Source organism: Streptomyces monticola, assembly GCF_042665355.1.
In the GTDB taxonomy this organism is placed as follows: Bacteria; Actinomycetota; Actinomycetes; order Streptomycetales; family Streptomycetaceae; genus Streptomyces; species Streptomyces monticola.
Genome location: NZ_JBHTCF010000007.1, coordinates 279,421 through 295,122 on the forward strand (window position 1 = coordinate 279,421; position 15,702 = coordinate 295,122).

At 72.1% G+C, this 15,702-nt stretch carries 15 protein-coding genes; 9 read left to right on the forward strand and 6 right to left on the reverse strand.

What is annotated here, in order from left to right; all coding sequences use genetic code 11:
* Positions 1–7: 7 nt before the first annotated feature.
* From ACFQVC_RS19285 to ACFQVC_RS19295, 3 genes are all read right to left on the reverse strand, one after another.
* Positions 8–958 carry an EamA family transporter gene (locus ACFQVC_RS19285; RefSeq protein ID WP_381831707.1) on the reverse strand — a complete coding sequence of 317 codons (951 nt, stop codon included), beginning with the start codon at positions 956–958 and terminating at the stop codon, positions 8–10.
* Between the two features lie 84 nt (positions 959–1,042).
* Positions 1,043–3,892 (reverse strand): FAD-binding and (Fe-S)-binding domain-containing protein, encoded by a 2,850-nt coding sequence (locus tag ACFQVC_RS19290; RefSeq protein WP_381831708.1) that lies wholly within the window; start codon positions 3,890–3,892, stop codon positions 1,043–1,045.
* 184 nt (positions 3,893–4,076) lie between these two features.
* Entirely contained in the window at positions 4,077–5,003 is a 927-nt protein-coding gene (locus tag ACFQVC_RS19295) for a DUF3027 domain-containing protein (protein ID WP_381831709.1), read from the reverse strand.
* A gap of 291 nt (positions 5,004–5,294) precedes the next feature.
* Here ACFQVC_RS19295 and ACFQVC_RS19300 point away from each other — a divergent pair, with 291 nt between their 5' ends.
* The 4 genes from ACFQVC_RS19300 (at position 5,295) to ACFQVC_RS19315 (ending at position 8,773) form a co-directional block, all read left to right on the forward strand.
* Positions 5,295–6,668 (forward strand): MFS transporter, encoded by a 1,374-nt coding sequence (locus ACFQVC_RS19300; RefSeq protein ID WP_381831710.1) that lies wholly within the window; start codon positions 5,295–5,297, stop codon positions 6,666–6,668.
* Between the two features lie 102 nt (positions 6,669–6,770).
* Positions 6,771–7,262, forward strand: a complete 492-nt coding sequence (locus ACFQVC_RS19305) for a DUF2771 domain-containing protein (protein ID WP_381831711.1) — start codon at positions 6,771–6,773, stop codon at positions 7,260–7,262.
* A gap of 21 nt (positions 7,263–7,283) precedes the next feature.
* On the forward strand, positions 7,284–7,937 hold the full coding sequence (locus ACFQVC_RS19310) for a futalosine hydrolase (RefSeq protein ID WP_381831784.1): 654 nt from the start codon (positions 7,284–7,286) through the stop codon (positions 7,935–7,937).
* Positions 7,934–8,773, forward strand: a complete 840-nt coding sequence (locus ACFQVC_RS19315; protein ID WP_381831712.1) for a 1,4-dihydroxy-6-naphthoate synthase — start codon at positions 7,934–7,936, stop codon at positions 8,771–8,773. The genes ACFQVC_RS19310 and ACFQVC_RS19315 overlap by 4 nt, the downstream gene beginning before the upstream one ends.
* Before the next feature lie 15 nt (positions 8,774–8,788).
* Here ACFQVC_RS19315 and ACFQVC_RS19320 read toward each other — a convergent pair whose 3' ends face one another.
* The gene (locus tag ACFQVC_RS19320) at positions 8,789–9,172 is read right to left on the reverse strand and encodes a cold-shock protein (RefSeq protein ID WP_381831713.1); all 384 of its coding nucleotides are present in this window, start codon (positions 9,170–9,172) and stop codon (positions 8,789–8,791) included.
* 195 nt (positions 9,173–9,367) lie between these two features.
* Between ACFQVC_RS19320 and ACFQVC_RS19325 the strand changes: the two genes are divergently transcribed.
* Positions 9,368–9,604 (forward strand): hypothetical protein, encoded by a 237-nt coding sequence (locus ACFQVC_RS19325; protein ID WP_381831714.1) that lies wholly within the window; start codon positions 9,368–9,370, stop codon positions 9,602–9,604.
* A gap of 28 nt (positions 9,605–9,632) precedes the next feature.
* Here ACFQVC_RS19325 and ACFQVC_RS19330 read toward each other — a convergent pair whose 3' ends face one another.
* Positions 9,633–10,283, reverse strand: a complete 651-nt coding sequence (locus tag ACFQVC_RS19330; RefSeq protein WP_381831715.1) for an HAD family hydrolase — start codon at positions 10,281–10,283, stop codon at positions 9,633–9,635.
* A 119-nt stretch (positions 10,284–10,402) separates the two neighbouring features.
* Here ACFQVC_RS19330 and ACFQVC_RS19335 point away from each other — a divergent pair, with 119 nt between their 5' ends.
* The 4 genes from ACFQVC_RS19335 to ACFQVC_RS19350 all read left to right on the forward strand — a co-directional run bounded on the left by ACFQVC_RS19335 (position 10,403) and on the right by ACFQVC_RS19350 (position 14,477).
* Entirely contained in the window at positions 10,403–11,431 is a 1,029-nt protein-coding gene (locus ACFQVC_RS19335; protein ID WP_381831716.1) for a FecCD family ABC transporter permease, read from the forward strand.
* The gene (locus ACFQVC_RS19340) at positions 11,428–12,510 is read left to right on the forward strand and encodes a FecCD family ABC transporter permease (RefSeq protein WP_381831717.1); all 1,083 of its coding nucleotides are present in this window, start codon (positions 11,428–11,430) and stop codon (positions 12,508–12,510) included. Before ACFQVC_RS19335 ends, ACFQVC_RS19340 begins: the two co-directional genes overlap by 4 nt.
* Entirely contained in the window at positions 12,507–13,298 is a 792-nt protein-coding gene (locus ACFQVC_RS19345) for an ABC transporter ATP-binding protein (RefSeq protein ID WP_381831718.1), read from the forward strand. The genes ACFQVC_RS19340 and ACFQVC_RS19345 overlap by 4 nt, the downstream gene beginning before the upstream one ends.
* A gap of 219 nt (positions 13,299–13,517) precedes the next feature.
* Complete coding sequence (locus ACFQVC_RS19350) at positions 13,518–14,477, forward strand: ABC transporter substrate-binding protein (protein ID WP_381831719.1); 960 nt, start codon at positions 13,518–13,520, stop codon at positions 14,475–14,477.
* Positions 14,478–14,510: 33 nt separating this feature from the next.
* Here ACFQVC_RS19350 and ACFQVC_RS19355 read toward each other — a convergent pair whose 3' ends face one another.
* Entirely contained in the window at positions 14,511–15,695 is a 1,185-nt protein-coding gene (locus ACFQVC_RS19355) for a hypothetical protein (RefSeq protein ID WP_381831720.1), read from the reverse strand.
* Between the last annotated feature and the right edge of the window lie 7 nt (positions 15,696–15,702).

The following is a 15,702-nucleotide window of genomic DNA, read 5'->3' on the forward strand; positions in this document are numbered from 1 at the left end:
GGTGCGCTCAGCCGCCGTCGACGGGCAGTTTGACGCGTCCGCGCCCGACCTGGGTGCGCACCGCTCCCATGCTCGCGGCGATGACCAGGGCGATGGCGACGGCGTCCGTGAGGGACAGGCCCTGGTGCAGGACCAGGAAGCCCGCGGCGGCGGCGATGGCCGGCTCCAGGCTCATCAGGACCGCGAACGTGGCGGCGGGAAGCCTGCGCAGGGCGAGGAGTTCGAGGGTGTAGGGCAGCACGGAGGAGAGCACGGCGACGGCCGCGCCGAGGGCGATGGTGGACGGCACGAGCAGTTTCGTACCGGATTCGAGCACTCCGAGCGGCAGCATGAGCAGGGCCGCGACGGCCATCGCCAGGGCCAGGCCGTCCGCCTGCGGGAAGCGCCGTCCCGTACGGGCGCTGAAGACGATGTACGCCGCCCACATCGCGCCCGCGCCGAGCGCGAAGGCCGCACCCACCGGGTCGAGGCCGCCGAAGCCGCCCGCGCCGCCGAGCAGGAACACTCCCGCGAGGGCGAGCGCCGCCCACAGGGCGTTGACGGCGCGTCGCGAGGCCAGCACCGAGAGGGCGAGCGGACCGAGCACTTCCAGGGTCACGGCCGGGCCCAGCGGGATGCGGGCCACCGCCTGGTAGAAGAGGCCGTTCATCGCCGCCATCGTGACGCCGAAGACGAGGACCGTGCCCCAGTCGGCGCGCGAGTGCCCGCGCAGGCGCGGGCGGCAGATGAGCAGCAGCACCACGGCCGCGGCGATCAGTCGCAGGGAGACCACGCCGACGGCTCCGGTGCGCGGCAGCAGGGTCACCGCGAGGGCGGCGCCGAACTGCACCGACACTCCGCCCGCGAAGACCAGGGCGACCGGGCCGAGCACGCCGCGGTCGCGTCGGCCCGGCGCCGGTGTCCCTGCGGGGGCGGCGGTGGCCGGGGTGGCCGGGGTGGCCTGCGAGCTTGCGTTCACGGGAGTGCTGCCTCTCGGCTTCAGTTCAAGATCATGCACTTGCCCGTCTAATGTAATGGACTCGGTCAGGATTGTTAAACCCTTTTACTGCTGGCCCCTCTGGTCGCCCTCATCCGCCTCATCCGCCCCATCCGTTTCTTCCGTCAAGGCGTCCGCGAGCACCTCGGCCAGATGCCGGCCGCGCCGCCCGCCCAGCTGCTCCAGCTGGGTCCGGCACGAGAAGCCGTCCGCCAGGACCACCGCGTCCGGGTCCGCGCCCCGCACCGAGGGCAGCAGCTGCTCGTCGGCGCAGGCCACCGAGACGTCGTAATGCCCGGGTTCGAAGCCGAAGTTGCCCGCGAGGCCGCAGCACCCGGAGCTCAACTCGCCCTCCAGGCCCGCCTTCTCGCGCAGCCGCCGCTCGGCCGCGTCGCCGAGTACCGCGTGCTGGTGGCAGTGGGTCTGGCCGACCACGGGACGCTCGACGCGCGGCGGCTGCCAGTGCGGTGCCCGCTCCTCCAGGACCTGGGCGAAGGTCCGTACGGAATCGGCAAGCCGGCGGGCCCTCGGATCGTCGCCGAGCAGCTCCGGCAGATCCGTCTTGAGGGCGGCGGCACAGCTCGGCTCCAGGACGACCAGGGGCCGGTCGAGGGGGCCGCCCTCAAGGGCGTCCAGGGTCCGGCGCAGCACCGCGCGGGCGTGGTCCAGCTGCCCGGTGGAGACATAGGTCAGCCCGCAGCACACCCCCTTGGACGGCAGTACGACATCGAGGCCCGCCGCTTCCAGGACCCGCACGGCGGCCTGCCCGGCCGCGGGCGAGAGATGGTTCGTGAACGTGTCGGGCCAGAGCACGACGGTGGTCCGGCCCGCCGCGGACCCGGGCCGCCGCCCGCCGGGCCTTCCGCTCCGCTCGAACCACTTGCGGAACGTCCTCGGCGCGAGGCGCGGAATGTCCCGCTCGGGTGCGATACCGCCAAGTCGCTTGCCGAGGGCGGCCAGTGGGCGCACGCCCGCGAACACGTTCACCACGCGCGCGAAGGGTGCCGCGAGCCGCAGCCACCGCGGAAGGCGGCCCATCGAGTAGTGCGCCATCGGCCGCCTGCGGCCCTCGTAGTGGTGGTGCAGGAACTCCGCCTTGTACGTGGCCATGTCGACGCCCACGGGACAGTCGGAGCGGCAGCCCTTGCAGGACAGGCACAGGTCGAGCGCGTCCCGCACCTCCGTGGAGCGCCAGCCGTCGGTGACGATCTCCCCGGCGAGCATCTCGTGCAGCAGCCTGGCCCGCCCCCGCGTGGAGTGCTCCTCGTCCCCGGTGGCCCGGAACGACGGGCACATCACTCCCGAACCCGCCGACGTGTTGCGGCACTTGGCGACGCCCACGCACCGGCGTACCGCCGCGGAGAAGTCCCCGCCGTCGTGCGGATAGCCGAAGGCGACGTCGACGGGCTCGCGCGGCAGCGGCGCGAAGCGCAGGTTGGCGTCCAGCGGCTCCGGGCGGACCAGCATCCCGGGGTTGAGCAGGTCGGACGGATCCCAGATCCCCTTGACCCGCTCGAAGAGCCGGACAAGGTCGGGCCCGTACATCTTCGGCAGCAGCTCGGCCCGCGCCTGCCCGTCCCCGTGCTCGCCCGAGAGCGATCCGCCGTGCGCGACGACGAGTTCGGCCAGCTCCTCGGAGAACCGCCGGAACCGCGCGATACCCGGCTGGGTCAGCAGGTCGAAGTCGATCCGTACGTGAATGCAGCCGTCCCCGAAATGGCCGTACGGCGTGCCGCGCAGACCGTGCTCCGCCAACAGGCCGCGGAATTCCCGCAGATACGGGCCGAGCCGCGCGGGCGGTACCGCGCAGTCCTCCCAGCCGGGCCAGGCCTCGCTGCCGTCCGGCATCCGGGTCGCGGTCCCGGAGGCGTCCTCGCGGATCCGCCACAGGGTGCGCTGCCCGGCCGGGTCGGTGACGACGAGGGCGTCCAGGACGTCGGCGGCCCGCACGATCGCGTCGGCACGCGCGCGTGCCTCATCGGCGCTCTCGCCCCCGGTCTCCACGAACAGCCAGGCCCCGCCCTTGGGCAGCCCTTTGGTGCCGCGTACGAGATCGGATGCCATGCCCTCCACGGTGAGCGGCCCGTACGGAAGGAGCCCGGCGGCCGCCTCCGCCGCGGCGCTCTCGTCGGTGTAGCCGAGCACGGCGAGGGCACGCGCGCGTGGCGCCTCGACCAGGCGCACGGTCGCCTCGGTCAGCACGGCGAGGGTGCCTTCGCTGCCGCAGTAGGCACGGGCCAGGTCGGTGCCGTTCTCGGGCAGCAGCGCGTCCAGGGCGTACCCGGAGATACGCCGGGGCAGTTCGGGAAAGCCGGTGCGCAGGAGCCCCAACTCGCCTTCCACCAGCGCCTGCAGGCCGTCCGGCACGCCGGGCCCCCAGCCCTGCCCGAGCACCCGCCGCGCTCCGTCGGGGCCGACGACCTCGAGGCGGTGGACGTTGTCGGCGGTCGTCCCCCAGGCCACGGAGTGCGAACCGCACGAGTTGTTGCCGATCATGCCGCCGAGGGTGCAGCGGCTGTGCGTGGACGGGTCGGGGCCGAAGGTGAGGCCGTGCGGGGCGGCGGCGGCGCGCAGATCGTCGAGGATCACACCCGGCTGGACGACGGCTGTCGCGGTGTCCGGATCGAGCTCCACGATCCGGTTCATGTGCCGCGTGAAGTCGAGCACGAGCCCGGTGCCGGTCGCCTGCCCCGCGATGGAGGTCCCCGTACCTCTCGCCACCACCGGGACCCCGTGCTCCCGGCACACCTCAAGAGCGGCGGTCACATCGCCGGTGTCCCTGGGCGCGAGGATGCCGTCCGGCACCCGGCGGTAGTTGGACGCGTCCATGGTGTGCAGGGCGCGGGCGGTCGGGGTGAAGTCCACGTCGCCGTGGGTGCGATCGCGGAGTGCGCGTTCCAGGGTAACCTTGTCCATGCACCCCAGGGTGCCCGTCAATCAACGGTTTGCACCGTCGCCCACCGCACCACACCGCGCTGGGCGCTCCGCAGGAAGCCCGTATGACACCTGCCGCTTCGTCGTGGCTGGTCGCGCAGTTCCCCGCGCCCCTATCGGGGCACGGCCACTGCCCGGTTGCGCCCGCGCGGCGAAGCCAAACCGCCTAGGAGTGCCCGAGGTCGTCCGAGGCGTCCTCGGAGTCCACGCTCACCGATCCCGAATCCGCCGCCGGACGCAACGGCATCGGATCCACGTTCACCGAGTCGAGGACATGAGGAGCCGCCCGCGGAGGCTTGGGCATGACCGCCGCCTCGGAGTGCCCCCCGCAGCCGTACGCGAGGGACACCACGCGGCCGTCGGCCGGGCTGAACTCGTTGGCGCAGACGCCGAAGGCCTGGCGCAGGGAGCCGGCGATGGGGACCAGGAAGCCGCAGGAGACACAGGCCGCGGGGGCCGACTGGGCCATCGGGGTCTTCGCGCCGTAGTTCTCCTCCCAGCGGTCGGCCGCCACATGCAGGCCGTACCGGGAGAGCACACGGGCGCGCCGCATGCCGAGTTCCTCGGCGACCGACGCGAGGGAGCCGCGCGTGGGGGCGAGCGGAAGGTCGGCGGGCGGGCCGTCGGTGACATCCGCGTCCTCGGCGTCGACGAGGGCGGCCATCTCCTCGGACACCGGCGAGTTCGGCGCCGGCTCGTCCTCGCCGGAGAACCCGGGCTCCAGGCGCAGATCCTCCGCCTCGGTGGGCAGCAGATCGCCGGGCCCGAGGTCACCGGGGCGCAGCCGCTCGCTCCACGGCACCCATTCGGGCGCGAGGAGGGCGTCCGGTCCCGGCAGGAGCACCGATTCGTCGAGGGTGACGACCTTCGCCCGGGAGGCGCGGGCCACGGTGACGGCCCAGCGCCAGCCGCGGTAGCCGGGCTCCTTGCACTCGAAGAAGTGCGTGACGACACGGTCCCCCTCGGAGACCGCCTGTACGTGCTCGCCGACGACGCCGGGCGCCGCGGCCTCCTCGGCCGCGGTCCTGGCGAGGTCTACCGCCTCGGCGCACAGGCGGTCGGGGGTGCGGCTTCGCGTTGTCGCTGCGCTCACAGGTATCGCTTCTCTCCTACGCCGTCTCACGGGTGCGCCGTCAATCGGTACGGGGCACGGACGGAGCGGACCAGTGGGCCGCGTCGACGTCCGCGCCCGGTGGCTCTCGGGCGCGCCTACGTCATCCATTCTGCGGGATGCCGAAGAGGCGCGCGGCCAAGAACAACCGCCGCAGGCGCGCTACGCACGCTACCCCCTCAGCGCTCCCGAGCCCACACGGCATCCGCCCAAGCCGCTTCCGAGCAGCCGTCCACAGCTATCAGGGTGCCCAGGTTGGGGCACTATGACGGGGTGGCCATCCCTTCAGGAACACGGCCGTCGGAGAGAGCGAGCCCGCTGCGCAGGGCGGGCCGCGCGGTGGCCCGTGCCCTGCACCTGCCGTTCACCGGCACCGCGAAGGGCATCAGAAAAGCCACCCATGCGCACGGCGCGGGCGAGTCGGGGCTCGGCAAACTGATCGAGCTGCATGCCGTGAACGGCGCGGGCGACGTCATGATCACTGTGGCGTTGGCCTCGACGGTCTTCTTCTCCGTGCCGACCGATGAGGCACGCGGGCGCGTCGCGCTGTACCTGGCGATCACGATGGCGCCGTTCACTCTGCTCGCCCCGGTGATCGGCCCGCTGCTCGACCGGATCCCGCACGGCCGCAGGGCCGCGATGGCCGGGGCGATGCTGGCGCGGGCGCTGCTCGCGCTCACTCTGTCGGGCGCGGTGGCCACCGGTTCCATCGAGCTCTATCCGGCCGCGCTCGGCGTACTCGTCTCGTCCAAGGCGTACGGCGTGGTCCGCAGCGCCGTCGTGCCACGGCTGCTTCCACCCAGCTTCTCCCTGGTCAAGGCGAATTCGAGAGTGACGCTCGGCGGTCTGCTCGCCACCGGGATCGCCGCGCCGATCGGGGCGGGTCTCCATCAGATCGGGCCGCCGTGGCCGCTGTACGGAGCCTGCGCGATCTTCACGCTCGGTGTGGTGCTCTCCTTTCGGCTGCCGCACAAGGTCGACTCGGCGCGCGGGGAGCGGCGGGCGCTGCTCGCCGCGGACGAGGAGCATCTGCATCTGCCGCACGGCAAGAAACCGGGGCTGCGGACCGTGGGCCCGGCGGTCACCCACGCGCTCGCGGCCAATGCCTCGCTGCGCTGTCTCTCCGGGTTCCTGATCTTCTTCCTGGCGTTTCTGCTGCGGGAGGACCCGCTCGCCGGGCAGAGCGCCGCGGTGTCGCTTGCCATAGTGGGGGTCGCCGCGGGCGTCGGGAACGCGCTCGGCACGGCGGTCGGCGCGGCCCTGCGCAACCGGGCCCCCGAGATCATCATCGTGACGGTCGTGGCCTGCGTCCTCGGCGTCGCGATCACCGCGGCCGTCTTCTACGGCGCTCCCGTCATCGCCTGTCTGGGTGCCGTGGCGGGACTCGCGCAGGCCCTCGCGAAGCTGTCGCTCGACGCGTTGATCCAGCGGGATGTGCCGGAGCTGGTGCGCACCTCGGCGTTCGCCCGCTCCGAGACGCTGCTGCAGATGTCCTGGGTGATCGGCGGCGGCATCGGTATCGCCCTGCCGCTCGACGGCGGCTTCGGCCTCGGCGTGGGCGCCGCGATCGTGGCCGCCGGCTGGCTGACGACGGTGCGCGGCCTGCTGGCGGCGGCCCGCCGCGGTGGCCAGTCACGCGTGGTGTGAGCAGGGCCCGTCCGGCGTCAAGCCCCCGCATGCCCGCGCGGCGACCGGCGCGCCGGACCCCGCGTAGCGGTACGGGCAGGGGGTCCCGATAGCCTTTCGCGCATGACCTCCCTGCGTATGACGGCCAAGGGCCGCCGCACCGCTGCCGCCCTCGGCGCCGTGTCCGCCGGACTCCTCATCCTCTCGGCCTGCGACAAGCCCACACCGCTCGCGACGGTGACGGTCGGTTCCACGTCGGTGAACACCGAGGCCTCCTGCTACAACGACGGCAAGAAGATCAGCGAGAGCGAGATCAAGGACTGCCTGCAGAAGGACGCCGAGAAGTCCATCACCGTCGGTATGGACGACAAGGTCCGCTTCGGTGTGGACCCCGAGATCGCCGAGCACGGCTGGACCCTGTTCATCAACGGCCAGCAGGCCGAGCAGGAGCCGTACAAGAAGACGTACCGCACCATCCCGGGCAATGCGTTCTTCTCGGCGGGCCAGGGGCAGCAGGGGGGCGCGTCCCTGAAGAAGGCCCAGGTGTCGATCGTGGAGACGAACGGCAGCCAGCTGATGGGGATCTGGCACTTCCAGCTCAAGAAGGGTGACTGAGCAGTCGCCGCTGTACGCGTTCTGATCGCCACCGCGGTCCCGGCCGAACGGGACGCGGTGGCGCGGGCGTTGGCGGACGCGCCGGGCTTCGACTGCCTCGCCGTGGGGGTCGGGCCCGCGGCCGCCGCCGCGGGCACCGCCACCGCGCTCACCACGGCCGCACTCCGCGGTGAGCCCTATGACCTCGTGGTGTCCGCCGGCATCGGCGGGGGTTTCCCGCCCGACGCGCCCCTCGGGTCCCTGGTCGTCGCCGACGCCGTCGTCGCCGCGGATCTGGGGGCCGAGACCGCCGAAGGGTTCGTGCCGGTCACCGAGCTCGGCTTCGGCACAGTCGTGCACACCCCGCCGCCCGCTCTCGTACGTGCGGCCGCCGCGGCCACCGGTGCCCGCACCGGCACCGTGCTCACCGTGTCCACCGTGACCGGGACGGCCGCGCGCTGCGCCGAGCTGAAGGCCCGCCACCCGCGGGCCGTCGCCGAGGCGATGGAGGGGTTCGGGGTGGCGGAGGCCGCCGCCGCGCACGGTGTGCCCGTCCTCGAAGTGCGGGCCGTGTCCAACGCGGTGGGCCCGCGCGACCGGGCCGCCTGGCGGATCGGGGAGGCGCTGTCCGCGCTCACCGAGGGCTTCGGCAAGCTGGCCCCCGTACTGGTTCCGGATTTCCAGGAGTCGCCGTGACGCTGCGTATCGCCTACTCGCCCTGCCCCAACGACACCTTCGTCTTTCATGCCTGGGCGCACGGCGAGGTGCCGGGCGCACCGGAACTCGACGTCACGTTCGCCGATATCGACATCACCAACGGGATGGCGGAGCGCGGCGAGTTCGACGTCCTCAAGGTGTCCTATGCCGTGCTTCCGTACGTCCTGGACGAGTACGCGCTGCTGCCCTGCGGCGGTGCGCTCGGCCGTGGCTGCGGGCCGCTGGTCCTGACCCGGGAGCCGGGCGTGGATCTGACCGGAAAAACGGTGGCGGTGCCGAGCGAGAAGTCCACGGCGTATCTGCTGTTCCGGCTCTGGGCCGCCGATACCCTGCCCAAGGGCGTCGGTGACATCGTCGTGCTGCCGTTCCACGAGATCATGCCCGCCGTGCGGGACGGCCGGGTCGACGCCGGTCTCGTCATCCACGAGGCGCGCTTCACGTACCAGGAGTACGGACTGCACTGCCTCGCCGACATGGGCGAGCACTGGGAGGCCACGACGGGCCTGCCGATCCCGCTCGGCGCGATCATCGCCAAGCGGTCCCTGGGCGAGGAGACCCTGAAGTCCCTTGCCGACGCCGCCCGTTCGTCGGTGCGCAGGGCCTGGGACGACCCGGAGGCATCACGGGCATACGTCCTTGAGCACGCCCAGGAGATGGACCCGGCGGTCGCGGACCAGCACATCGGCCTGTATGTCAACGAGTTCACGGCCGACCTCGGCGACGACGGCTACGCCGCGGTGCGCGGGCTGCTCACGCGTGCGGCGGCCGAGGGGCTCGTACCGCCCCTCGGCCGTGATGCGCTGCGCTTTCCCTAGGCTGCGCGCCGCTGCTCAGACGTCGAGCTGGTCCGCCACCGCCCTGAGCATTCCGGCGATCTTCGCGCCGTGCGTCTTGTCGGGGTAACGGCCGCGCTCCAGCTGCTGCGAGACGCTCTCCAGGAGCGTCGTGAGGTCCTGCACGATCGAGGCCAGCTCGTCCGGCTTGCGGCGCTGGGCGGCGGCGACCGAGGGCGCCGGGTCGAGCAGCGTCACGGACAGCGCCTGGTCACCCCGCTGACCGGCGACGACACCGAACTCGACGCGCTGGCCTGGCTTGAGCGAGTCGATCCCGGCGGGGAGCACTGACGAGTGAACGAAGACGTCACCGCCGTCATCGCGGGAGAGAAAGCCGAAGCCCTTCTCACTGTTGAACCACTTGACCTTGCCGGTAGGCACGTCTGTCCGTCCTCGTCTGTTTCGTACTCGTTGGTCGAGTTGCCGGCTCCGCCTCTGGTGCCGATGGAGGCGTAAAACGGCTCTGGATAGCAGTACAGCGGGCCGTCCGACCCGCCAGCACCAAGGCTAATGGTCCCGGCGCGGGTGACAAGACTGCTTTCTCGGTCTCTACGCGCAGGGAACTACCCTGGTCGGGTGAGCAACACACCTACTGGCGCGGGTGACCGGCTTGTCCGGCTCGGCGCGATCATCTTCTTCGTGGGGGCCGTGGCCACCTTGGTCACCGTCGCCCCGCTGTTCCTCGGCACCGAGCCGTTCCCGTCCGTCGCGTACGCGGTGTGCATGCTGATGGGCGTGGGCTTCGCGGTCGCCGCCGCGGGGGTGCTCAAGTCGATCGCGGCGCAGCGCCGCGAGGCGCGGTCCGCGCAGTAGACCGCGCGGCACCTCCTACGCCAGGACGTCAGGGCCGCTCGGCGGCGCGGTAGCCGGCCAGCCAGCGCGGGAACTCCGTCAGGTCCGCGAGCACCACGTCGGCGCCGGCCCTGCGCAGTTCGTCCGCCGCGCAGGGTCCGGTCGGCACCGCCACGGACAGCGCATGGGCGGTACGCGCGCCGCGTACGTCACCGATGTGGTCGCCTACGTACACCGCGGCCCCGTGCTCGCGCAGCGCCTGCGCCTTGGCCTCCGCCCACAGCCAGCCGATCACCGCGTCGGCCTCGATGCCGAGGTGCTCCAGATGCAGCTTGGCGTTGGGCTCGTGCTTGGCGGTGACGACGATCGCCCGTCCGCCCGCCTCTTGCACCGCCGTGACGGCCTCGCGGGCGCCGGGCATCGCGAGGGTCGGGGTGATCGCGTATGTGGGGTAGATCTCACGGTAACGATCGCCCATCGCCGGGATCTGCTCCTTCGGGAACCAGTACGCGAGTTCCTCCTCAAGCGGCGGGCCGAGCCGCGTGATCGCCAGATCGGCGTCGATATACGTGCCGGTCTCGGCGGAAAGCGCCTGGTAGGCGGCCTTGATGCCGGGACGCGAGTCGATCAGCGTCATATCGAGGTCGAAGCCGACGGTGAACGGGGCCGCGGCGGGCCCGGGGTGCTGTCGCGATGCCATGTCGACCATTGTGCCGAGGTACGGGGAACAGCCCGCCCCTTACACTTAGCCAAGCCTAATCTCACGCATATACGGCATGTTTCTCGACGTATCGCCTGCATCGCCATGAAAAGGGTCAGATGACCGCCGCCTCCTCCGCCACCGGACGCCGTTCCCCGGCGGCCCGACGTATCGCCCTGACGGCGGCGGCAGTTGTGGCACTCGCGTTCGCGGTGCTGCTCTCGCTCGCCGTCGGCGCCCGCGCCATCGCGCCCTCCGCCGTCCTCGACGCCCTGCTGCACGGCGGGCACAGCGAGGCCGCCGAAGTGGTGCGCGAACTGCGGGTGCCGCGCACCCTCATCGGGCTCATGGTCGGCGCGGCCCTCGCCCTCGCCGGCACCGCCCTGCAGGGCATCACCCGCAATCCGATCGCCGACCCCGGCATCCTCGGCATCAGCCAGGGCGCATCGGTGGGCGTCGTCCTCGCCATCGCCTTCGCCGGGGTGCACACCCTCACCGGGTACATCTGGTTCGCCTTCGCGGGCGCCGCCCTCGCCTCCGTGGCCGTCTACGCCATCGCCGCCAGCGGGCGCGGCGGCGCGACCCCGGTGAAGCTGGCGCTCGGCGGCGCCGCGATCAACGCGCTCCTGGTGTCCGTGACGATGGGCGTCCTGACGACGAAGGCCGCCGCCCTCGACGAGTTCCGCTTCTGGCAGGTCGGCTCGGTCGCCGGGCGCGACGCCGAAGTGGCGGCCCAGACCTGGCCGTTCCTGCTCATCGGCGTCGTACTCGTGGTGTCCGTGGCACGCGGCCTCGACGCGCTCGCACTCGGCGAGGACGTGGCGAAGGGCCTCGGCCAGAACGTCGCGACGGTACGGGTCGTGGCGGGACTCGGCGCCACGGTCCTGACCGGTGTGGGGGTCGCGGCCGCCGGGCCCATCGCCTTCGTCGGCCTCGCGGTCCCGCATATCGCCCGCGCGGTCGTCGGCAGCGACCACCGCTGGGTCCTGCCCATGGCCGCGCTGCTCGGCCCGGTGATGCTGCTCGTATCGGATGTCGCCGGCCGGGTGATCTTCCCGCCGAGCGAGGTTCCGGCCGGGGTGATGACGGCGCTCATCGGGGTGCCGTTCCTGGTCACACTGGTCCGCAGAAAGGCGGTGGCGGCATGACCACCGCGTCAACTGCCCCGGACAGTCCGGCACGTCCCGTGCGTCCCGCCGGGTACTCCGTCGTACGGGCCGGCCGCGCCGCGTTCCTCGTGAACCGGCGGGCCGCCTGGGTCGCCGGTGCCCTCGCCGTGCTCCTGGCCGCGGCCTGCCTCGCGTACCTCTGCGTCGGCGAAAGCTTCGTGGCACCGGCCGAGGCCCTGAAGGTCGTCATCGGGCAGCCGTCGCCGGACGAGCTGGTCGTCGGCACCCTGCGGCTTCCCCGCATGGTCGTCGGGCTGCTCGTGGGCGCCGCCTTCGGAGTCGCGGGCGGCCTCATCCAGACCGTCGCCCGCAACCCGCTCGCCAGCCCCGACATCATCGGCATCAGCCAGGGCGCGAGCGCCCTCACCGTCGGCGCGATGACCTTCGGCGTCACGTCGTACGCCGCCCTGCCCTACGTCTCCGTAGCGGGCGGACTGCTCGCCGCCGCCCTCGTCTACGTCTTCGCCTGGCGCGGCGGTCTGCACGCCACCCGCTTCGTGCTCATCGGCATCGGCTTCGCCATCGCGCTGCGCTCGGTCACCACCCTCTTCATGACGAAGGGCGACTACCTCGTCGCCCAGCAGGCCCAGATCTGGATGACCGGGTCCCTCAACGGCCGCGCCTGGCCCGAGGCGCAGCTCCTCGGCTCCACCCTGCTGATCCTGCTGCCCGCCATCGCCTGGGCCGCCCGCGCACAGCGCACCGTCACCATGGACGACGACACGGCGACCGCACTCGGCGTACGTCTCGGCCGGGTGCGCCTGGGCCTTGTCCTGCTCGGCGTCGTCCTCGCCTCCGTGGCCACCGGCACCGCGGGCCCCGTCGACTTCGTGGCGCTGCTCGCCCCGCAGATCGCCCGCCGTATGACGCGTACGGCACAGATTCCGCTGGTGAGCAGCGCGTTGACGGGCGCGGTGATCGTGGTCGTCGCGGATCTGCTCGCGCGCCGCCTTTTCGCGCCGACCGAACTGCCGGTGGGCGTGCTCACGGCCGCCGTCGGCGCCCCGTACCTGATCTGGTTGATCATCCGTAGCCGTACCGTCGGAGGAAAGTCGTGACCCGGCTCCAAGCCCGCGAGTTGACCCTCGCCTACGAGGACCGCACCGTCGTGCACGGCCTCGACCTGGCGGTCCCCGACGGCGAGGTGACCGTCATCGTCGGCCCCAACGCCTGCGGCAAATCGACCACTCTGCGCGCCCTCGGCCGGCTCCTCAAGCCCCGCGGCGGCGCCGTTCTCCTCGACGGCACCGCCCTCGCGAAGCTGCCCACGAAGAAGATCGCCCAGCAGATCGGGCTGCTCCCGCAGTCCCCCGTCGCGCCCGAGGCGATCACCGTCGCCGACCTGGTGGCCCGCGGCCGGCAGCCGCACCAGCACTGGTGGCAGCAGTGGTCCGACGAGGACGAGCGGGCCGTCACCGAGGCGATGGACCGCACCGACGTCACCGACCTCGCCGAGCGGTCCGTGGACGAGCTGTCCGGCGGGCAGCGGCAGCGGGTGTGGATCGCGATGGCCCTCGCGCAGGAGACCTCGCTGCTGCTCCTCGACGAGCCGACGACCTTCCTCGACATCGCGCACCAGGTCGAGGTCCTGGACCTCGTACGCCAGTTGAACCACGACAAGGGCCGGACGGTGGTGGTCGTCCTGCACGACCTGAACCAGGCGGCGCGGTACGCGGACCACTTGGTGGCGATGAAGGCGGGGAAGGTGGTGGCTTCCGGGCCCCCCTCGAAGGTGGTCACGGCTGAGCTGGTGCGCGAGGTCTTCGGCCTCGGCTGCGTCGTGGTGCCGGATCCGGTGACGGGGTCGCCGCTTGTTGTGCCGGGGGCGCCGTGGGGGTCGGACTGATTCCCCAGCCCCGCCCCTTCCCGTAACTGGGTGCTCCGCCCCCAGACCCCCGCTCCTCAATCGCCGGAGGGGCTAGATATTTAGCCCCTCCGGCGATTGAGGAGAAGCCGTCCGCAGGACTTTCGGGAAGGGGCGGGGAGGGGATGAAGCCCGCCGCAGGCGCCTCCCACCCGCACCCCCCGCACCGACCCGCCCCCCTCCCCGACGAAAGGCACCCCCGTGAAGATCCGCACCCTCACCACACTCACCCTCGCCACCGCCCTCGCCCTCACCGCCACCGCCTGCGGCTCGGGGGACGCGAAGGACTCCACGGAGGCCGGGAGCGGCAAGACCCACACCCTCAAGACCGCCATGGGCGACGTGAAGGTCCCCGACGCCCCCAAGCGCGTCGTCGTCCTCGACACCGCCGAACTGGACTCCGCCATCACCCTCGGCGTGAAGCCGGTCGGCGCCACGCACGCCGACGTCGAGTCGGGCTTCCTGAACTACCTGCCGAAGGACAAGGTGCAGGGCATCAAGGACGTCGGCGCGATGATGACGCCGAACGTCGAGGCCATCGCCGAGCTCAAGCCGGATCTGATCCTCACCAGCAAGATCCGGCACGAGAAGCTGTATCCGCAGCTGAGCAAGGTCGCGCCCACCGTCATGACGGAGAACACCGGCTACCCCTGGAAGGAGAACTTCCAGGTGCACGCCGACGCGCTCGGCAAGAAGGCCGAGGCGAAGAAGGTCGTCGAGGCGTACGACAAGCATGCCACCGAGGTCACCGAGGCACTCGGCGGCACGGACAAGGCGGCCGCCACCAAGGTCAACGTCGTCCGCTTCGTCGAGGGCGCGGACATCCGCATCTACGGCAAGCAGAACTACATCGCCACGATCCTCAAGGACGTCGGCCTCGGCCGCCCCGCGATCACGGACAAGGCCAAGGACGGCTTCTCCTACGACGTGAGCCCCGAGAAGATCGACGCCGCCGACGCGGATGTCATCTTCCACTCGACGTACGGCGACCCGGAGAAGGCCAAGGAGGAGCAGACCACGGGCGGCGCCCTGTGGAAGGGCCTCAAGGCCGTCAAGGACGGCAAGGTCTTCCAGGTCGACGACCAGCTGTGGATCCAGGGCATCGGCTACACGGCGGCCAACAAGATCCTCGACGAGCTGCAGACGGACCTCACGAAGTAGGCGTTCCCACAAGGACATTCACTGCAGGGACACTCACTGCGGTCGTTGCCTCTGTGATCTCCACACCAGGAACAGAGCGGAGGTGACGGCCGCGGCCCGTACCACCCACGGCCAGGTGTCGGAGAGCGCGGCTTCCATCCCGTTCTTCGGCACGGCCTCGCCCCAGCGGCCCTCGACCCGGCCCCACAGCCACACCACACCGGCGGCCGCCACCGTGCCCGGGATGCCGAGGACGGCGAACTTGCGCTCGGTCAGGGAGAGCCGGCGCGAGGTGTAGGCGACGGCCCAGCCGAGGCCGAGGGCGATCCAGTTACCGAGGACGGCACCGGCGACGAGGAGTGCGGCGGCGAGCAGGAGCAGCGGGTTGACCAGGTTCGGGCCACCGTCGGCGGCGGCGCGGGCGCGGCGAAGGCGGGGCAGCCGGCGGGTCCTGGGCGGCAGTGCCTCGACGCCCGCGGCCTCGGCCTCGGTCTCTTCCTCCGGCTCGTCCCCGTCTTCCCTGTCTTCCTCGTCTTCCTCGCCCCGTGCCGTCTTCCCCGGCTTCGCCTGCTTGTCCCGCCCGTCCCGCCCGTCCCGCTCCTCCGGGTCCTGCGGCGGCCGCAGTATCTCCGGGATCTCCACACCGCCGACGAACCCCGGCACCGAGTCGGCGAGGCCGAAGGGGCCGTCGTCCACCCGCCACCAGTCGGGTTCGGAGCCGCTCGGGCCCAGTTCGTCCTCGCCCGCGAGGTGCGGGGGTGTGGACCGGGCCGGCGGGGGCGGAGGCTCCTCGGCCCGCGGCTCCTTCGAAAGGCGCGGCTCCTTCGAAAGGCGTGGTCGCGGCACTATGCGGCGGCGGCCCTGCGCGGACGGTTCGTCGGCGCGCTGTTCCGGTACGAAGGGGGTCCGGGGGCCGGGTTCCGGCCGTACGGGTCCGGGGGCGCCGCCCTCGGCGGACATGCCGTCATCGGCGGGCGCGGCGGCCGCCGCCCGCTCCACGACCTCCTCCGGCGTACCGATACGCGCCAGGATGCGGCGCACCGCGGCGGGGCTGTCGGCGGCCGACCCGAGCGGGCCCGGGGCCTTCCCGATGATGCCCTTGGAGCGGCGGCGTTCGATCTCCGCGCGGACCTCGGCGACAAGCCGCATCCGGGTCTTCGAGGGCAGCTGGCGCTGCTGGGCGAGGTCTCCGACCCGGCTGAGATAGTCGAAGACGAGCTGATCGCTCTCGATCGCCACGAGGTCC

Excerpts from the sequence above, each read along its gene's own strand:
- ACFQVC_RS19340 (WP_381831717.1), top strand. The coding sequence starts at position 11,428 with ATGACCACCGCGTCAACTGCCCCGGACAGTCCGGCACGTCCCGTGCGT.
- ACFQVC_RS19330 (WP_381831715.1), bottom strand. The coding sequence starts at position 10,283 with ATGGCATCGCGACAGCACCCCGGGCCCGCCGCGGCCCCGTTCACCGTC.
- ACFQVC_RS19290 (WP_381831708.1), bottom strand. The coding sequence starts at position 3,892 with ATGGACAAGGTTACCCTGGAACGCGCACTCCGCGATCGCACCCACGGC.
- ACFQVC_RS19335 (WP_381831716.1), top strand. The coding sequence starts at position 10,403 with ATGACCGCCGCCTCCTCCGCCACCGGACGCCGTTCCCCGGCGGCCCGA.
- ACFQVC_RS19305 (WP_381831711.1), top strand. The coding sequence starts at position 6,771 with ATGACCTCCCTGCGTATGACGGCCAAGGGCCGCCGCACCGCTGCCGCC.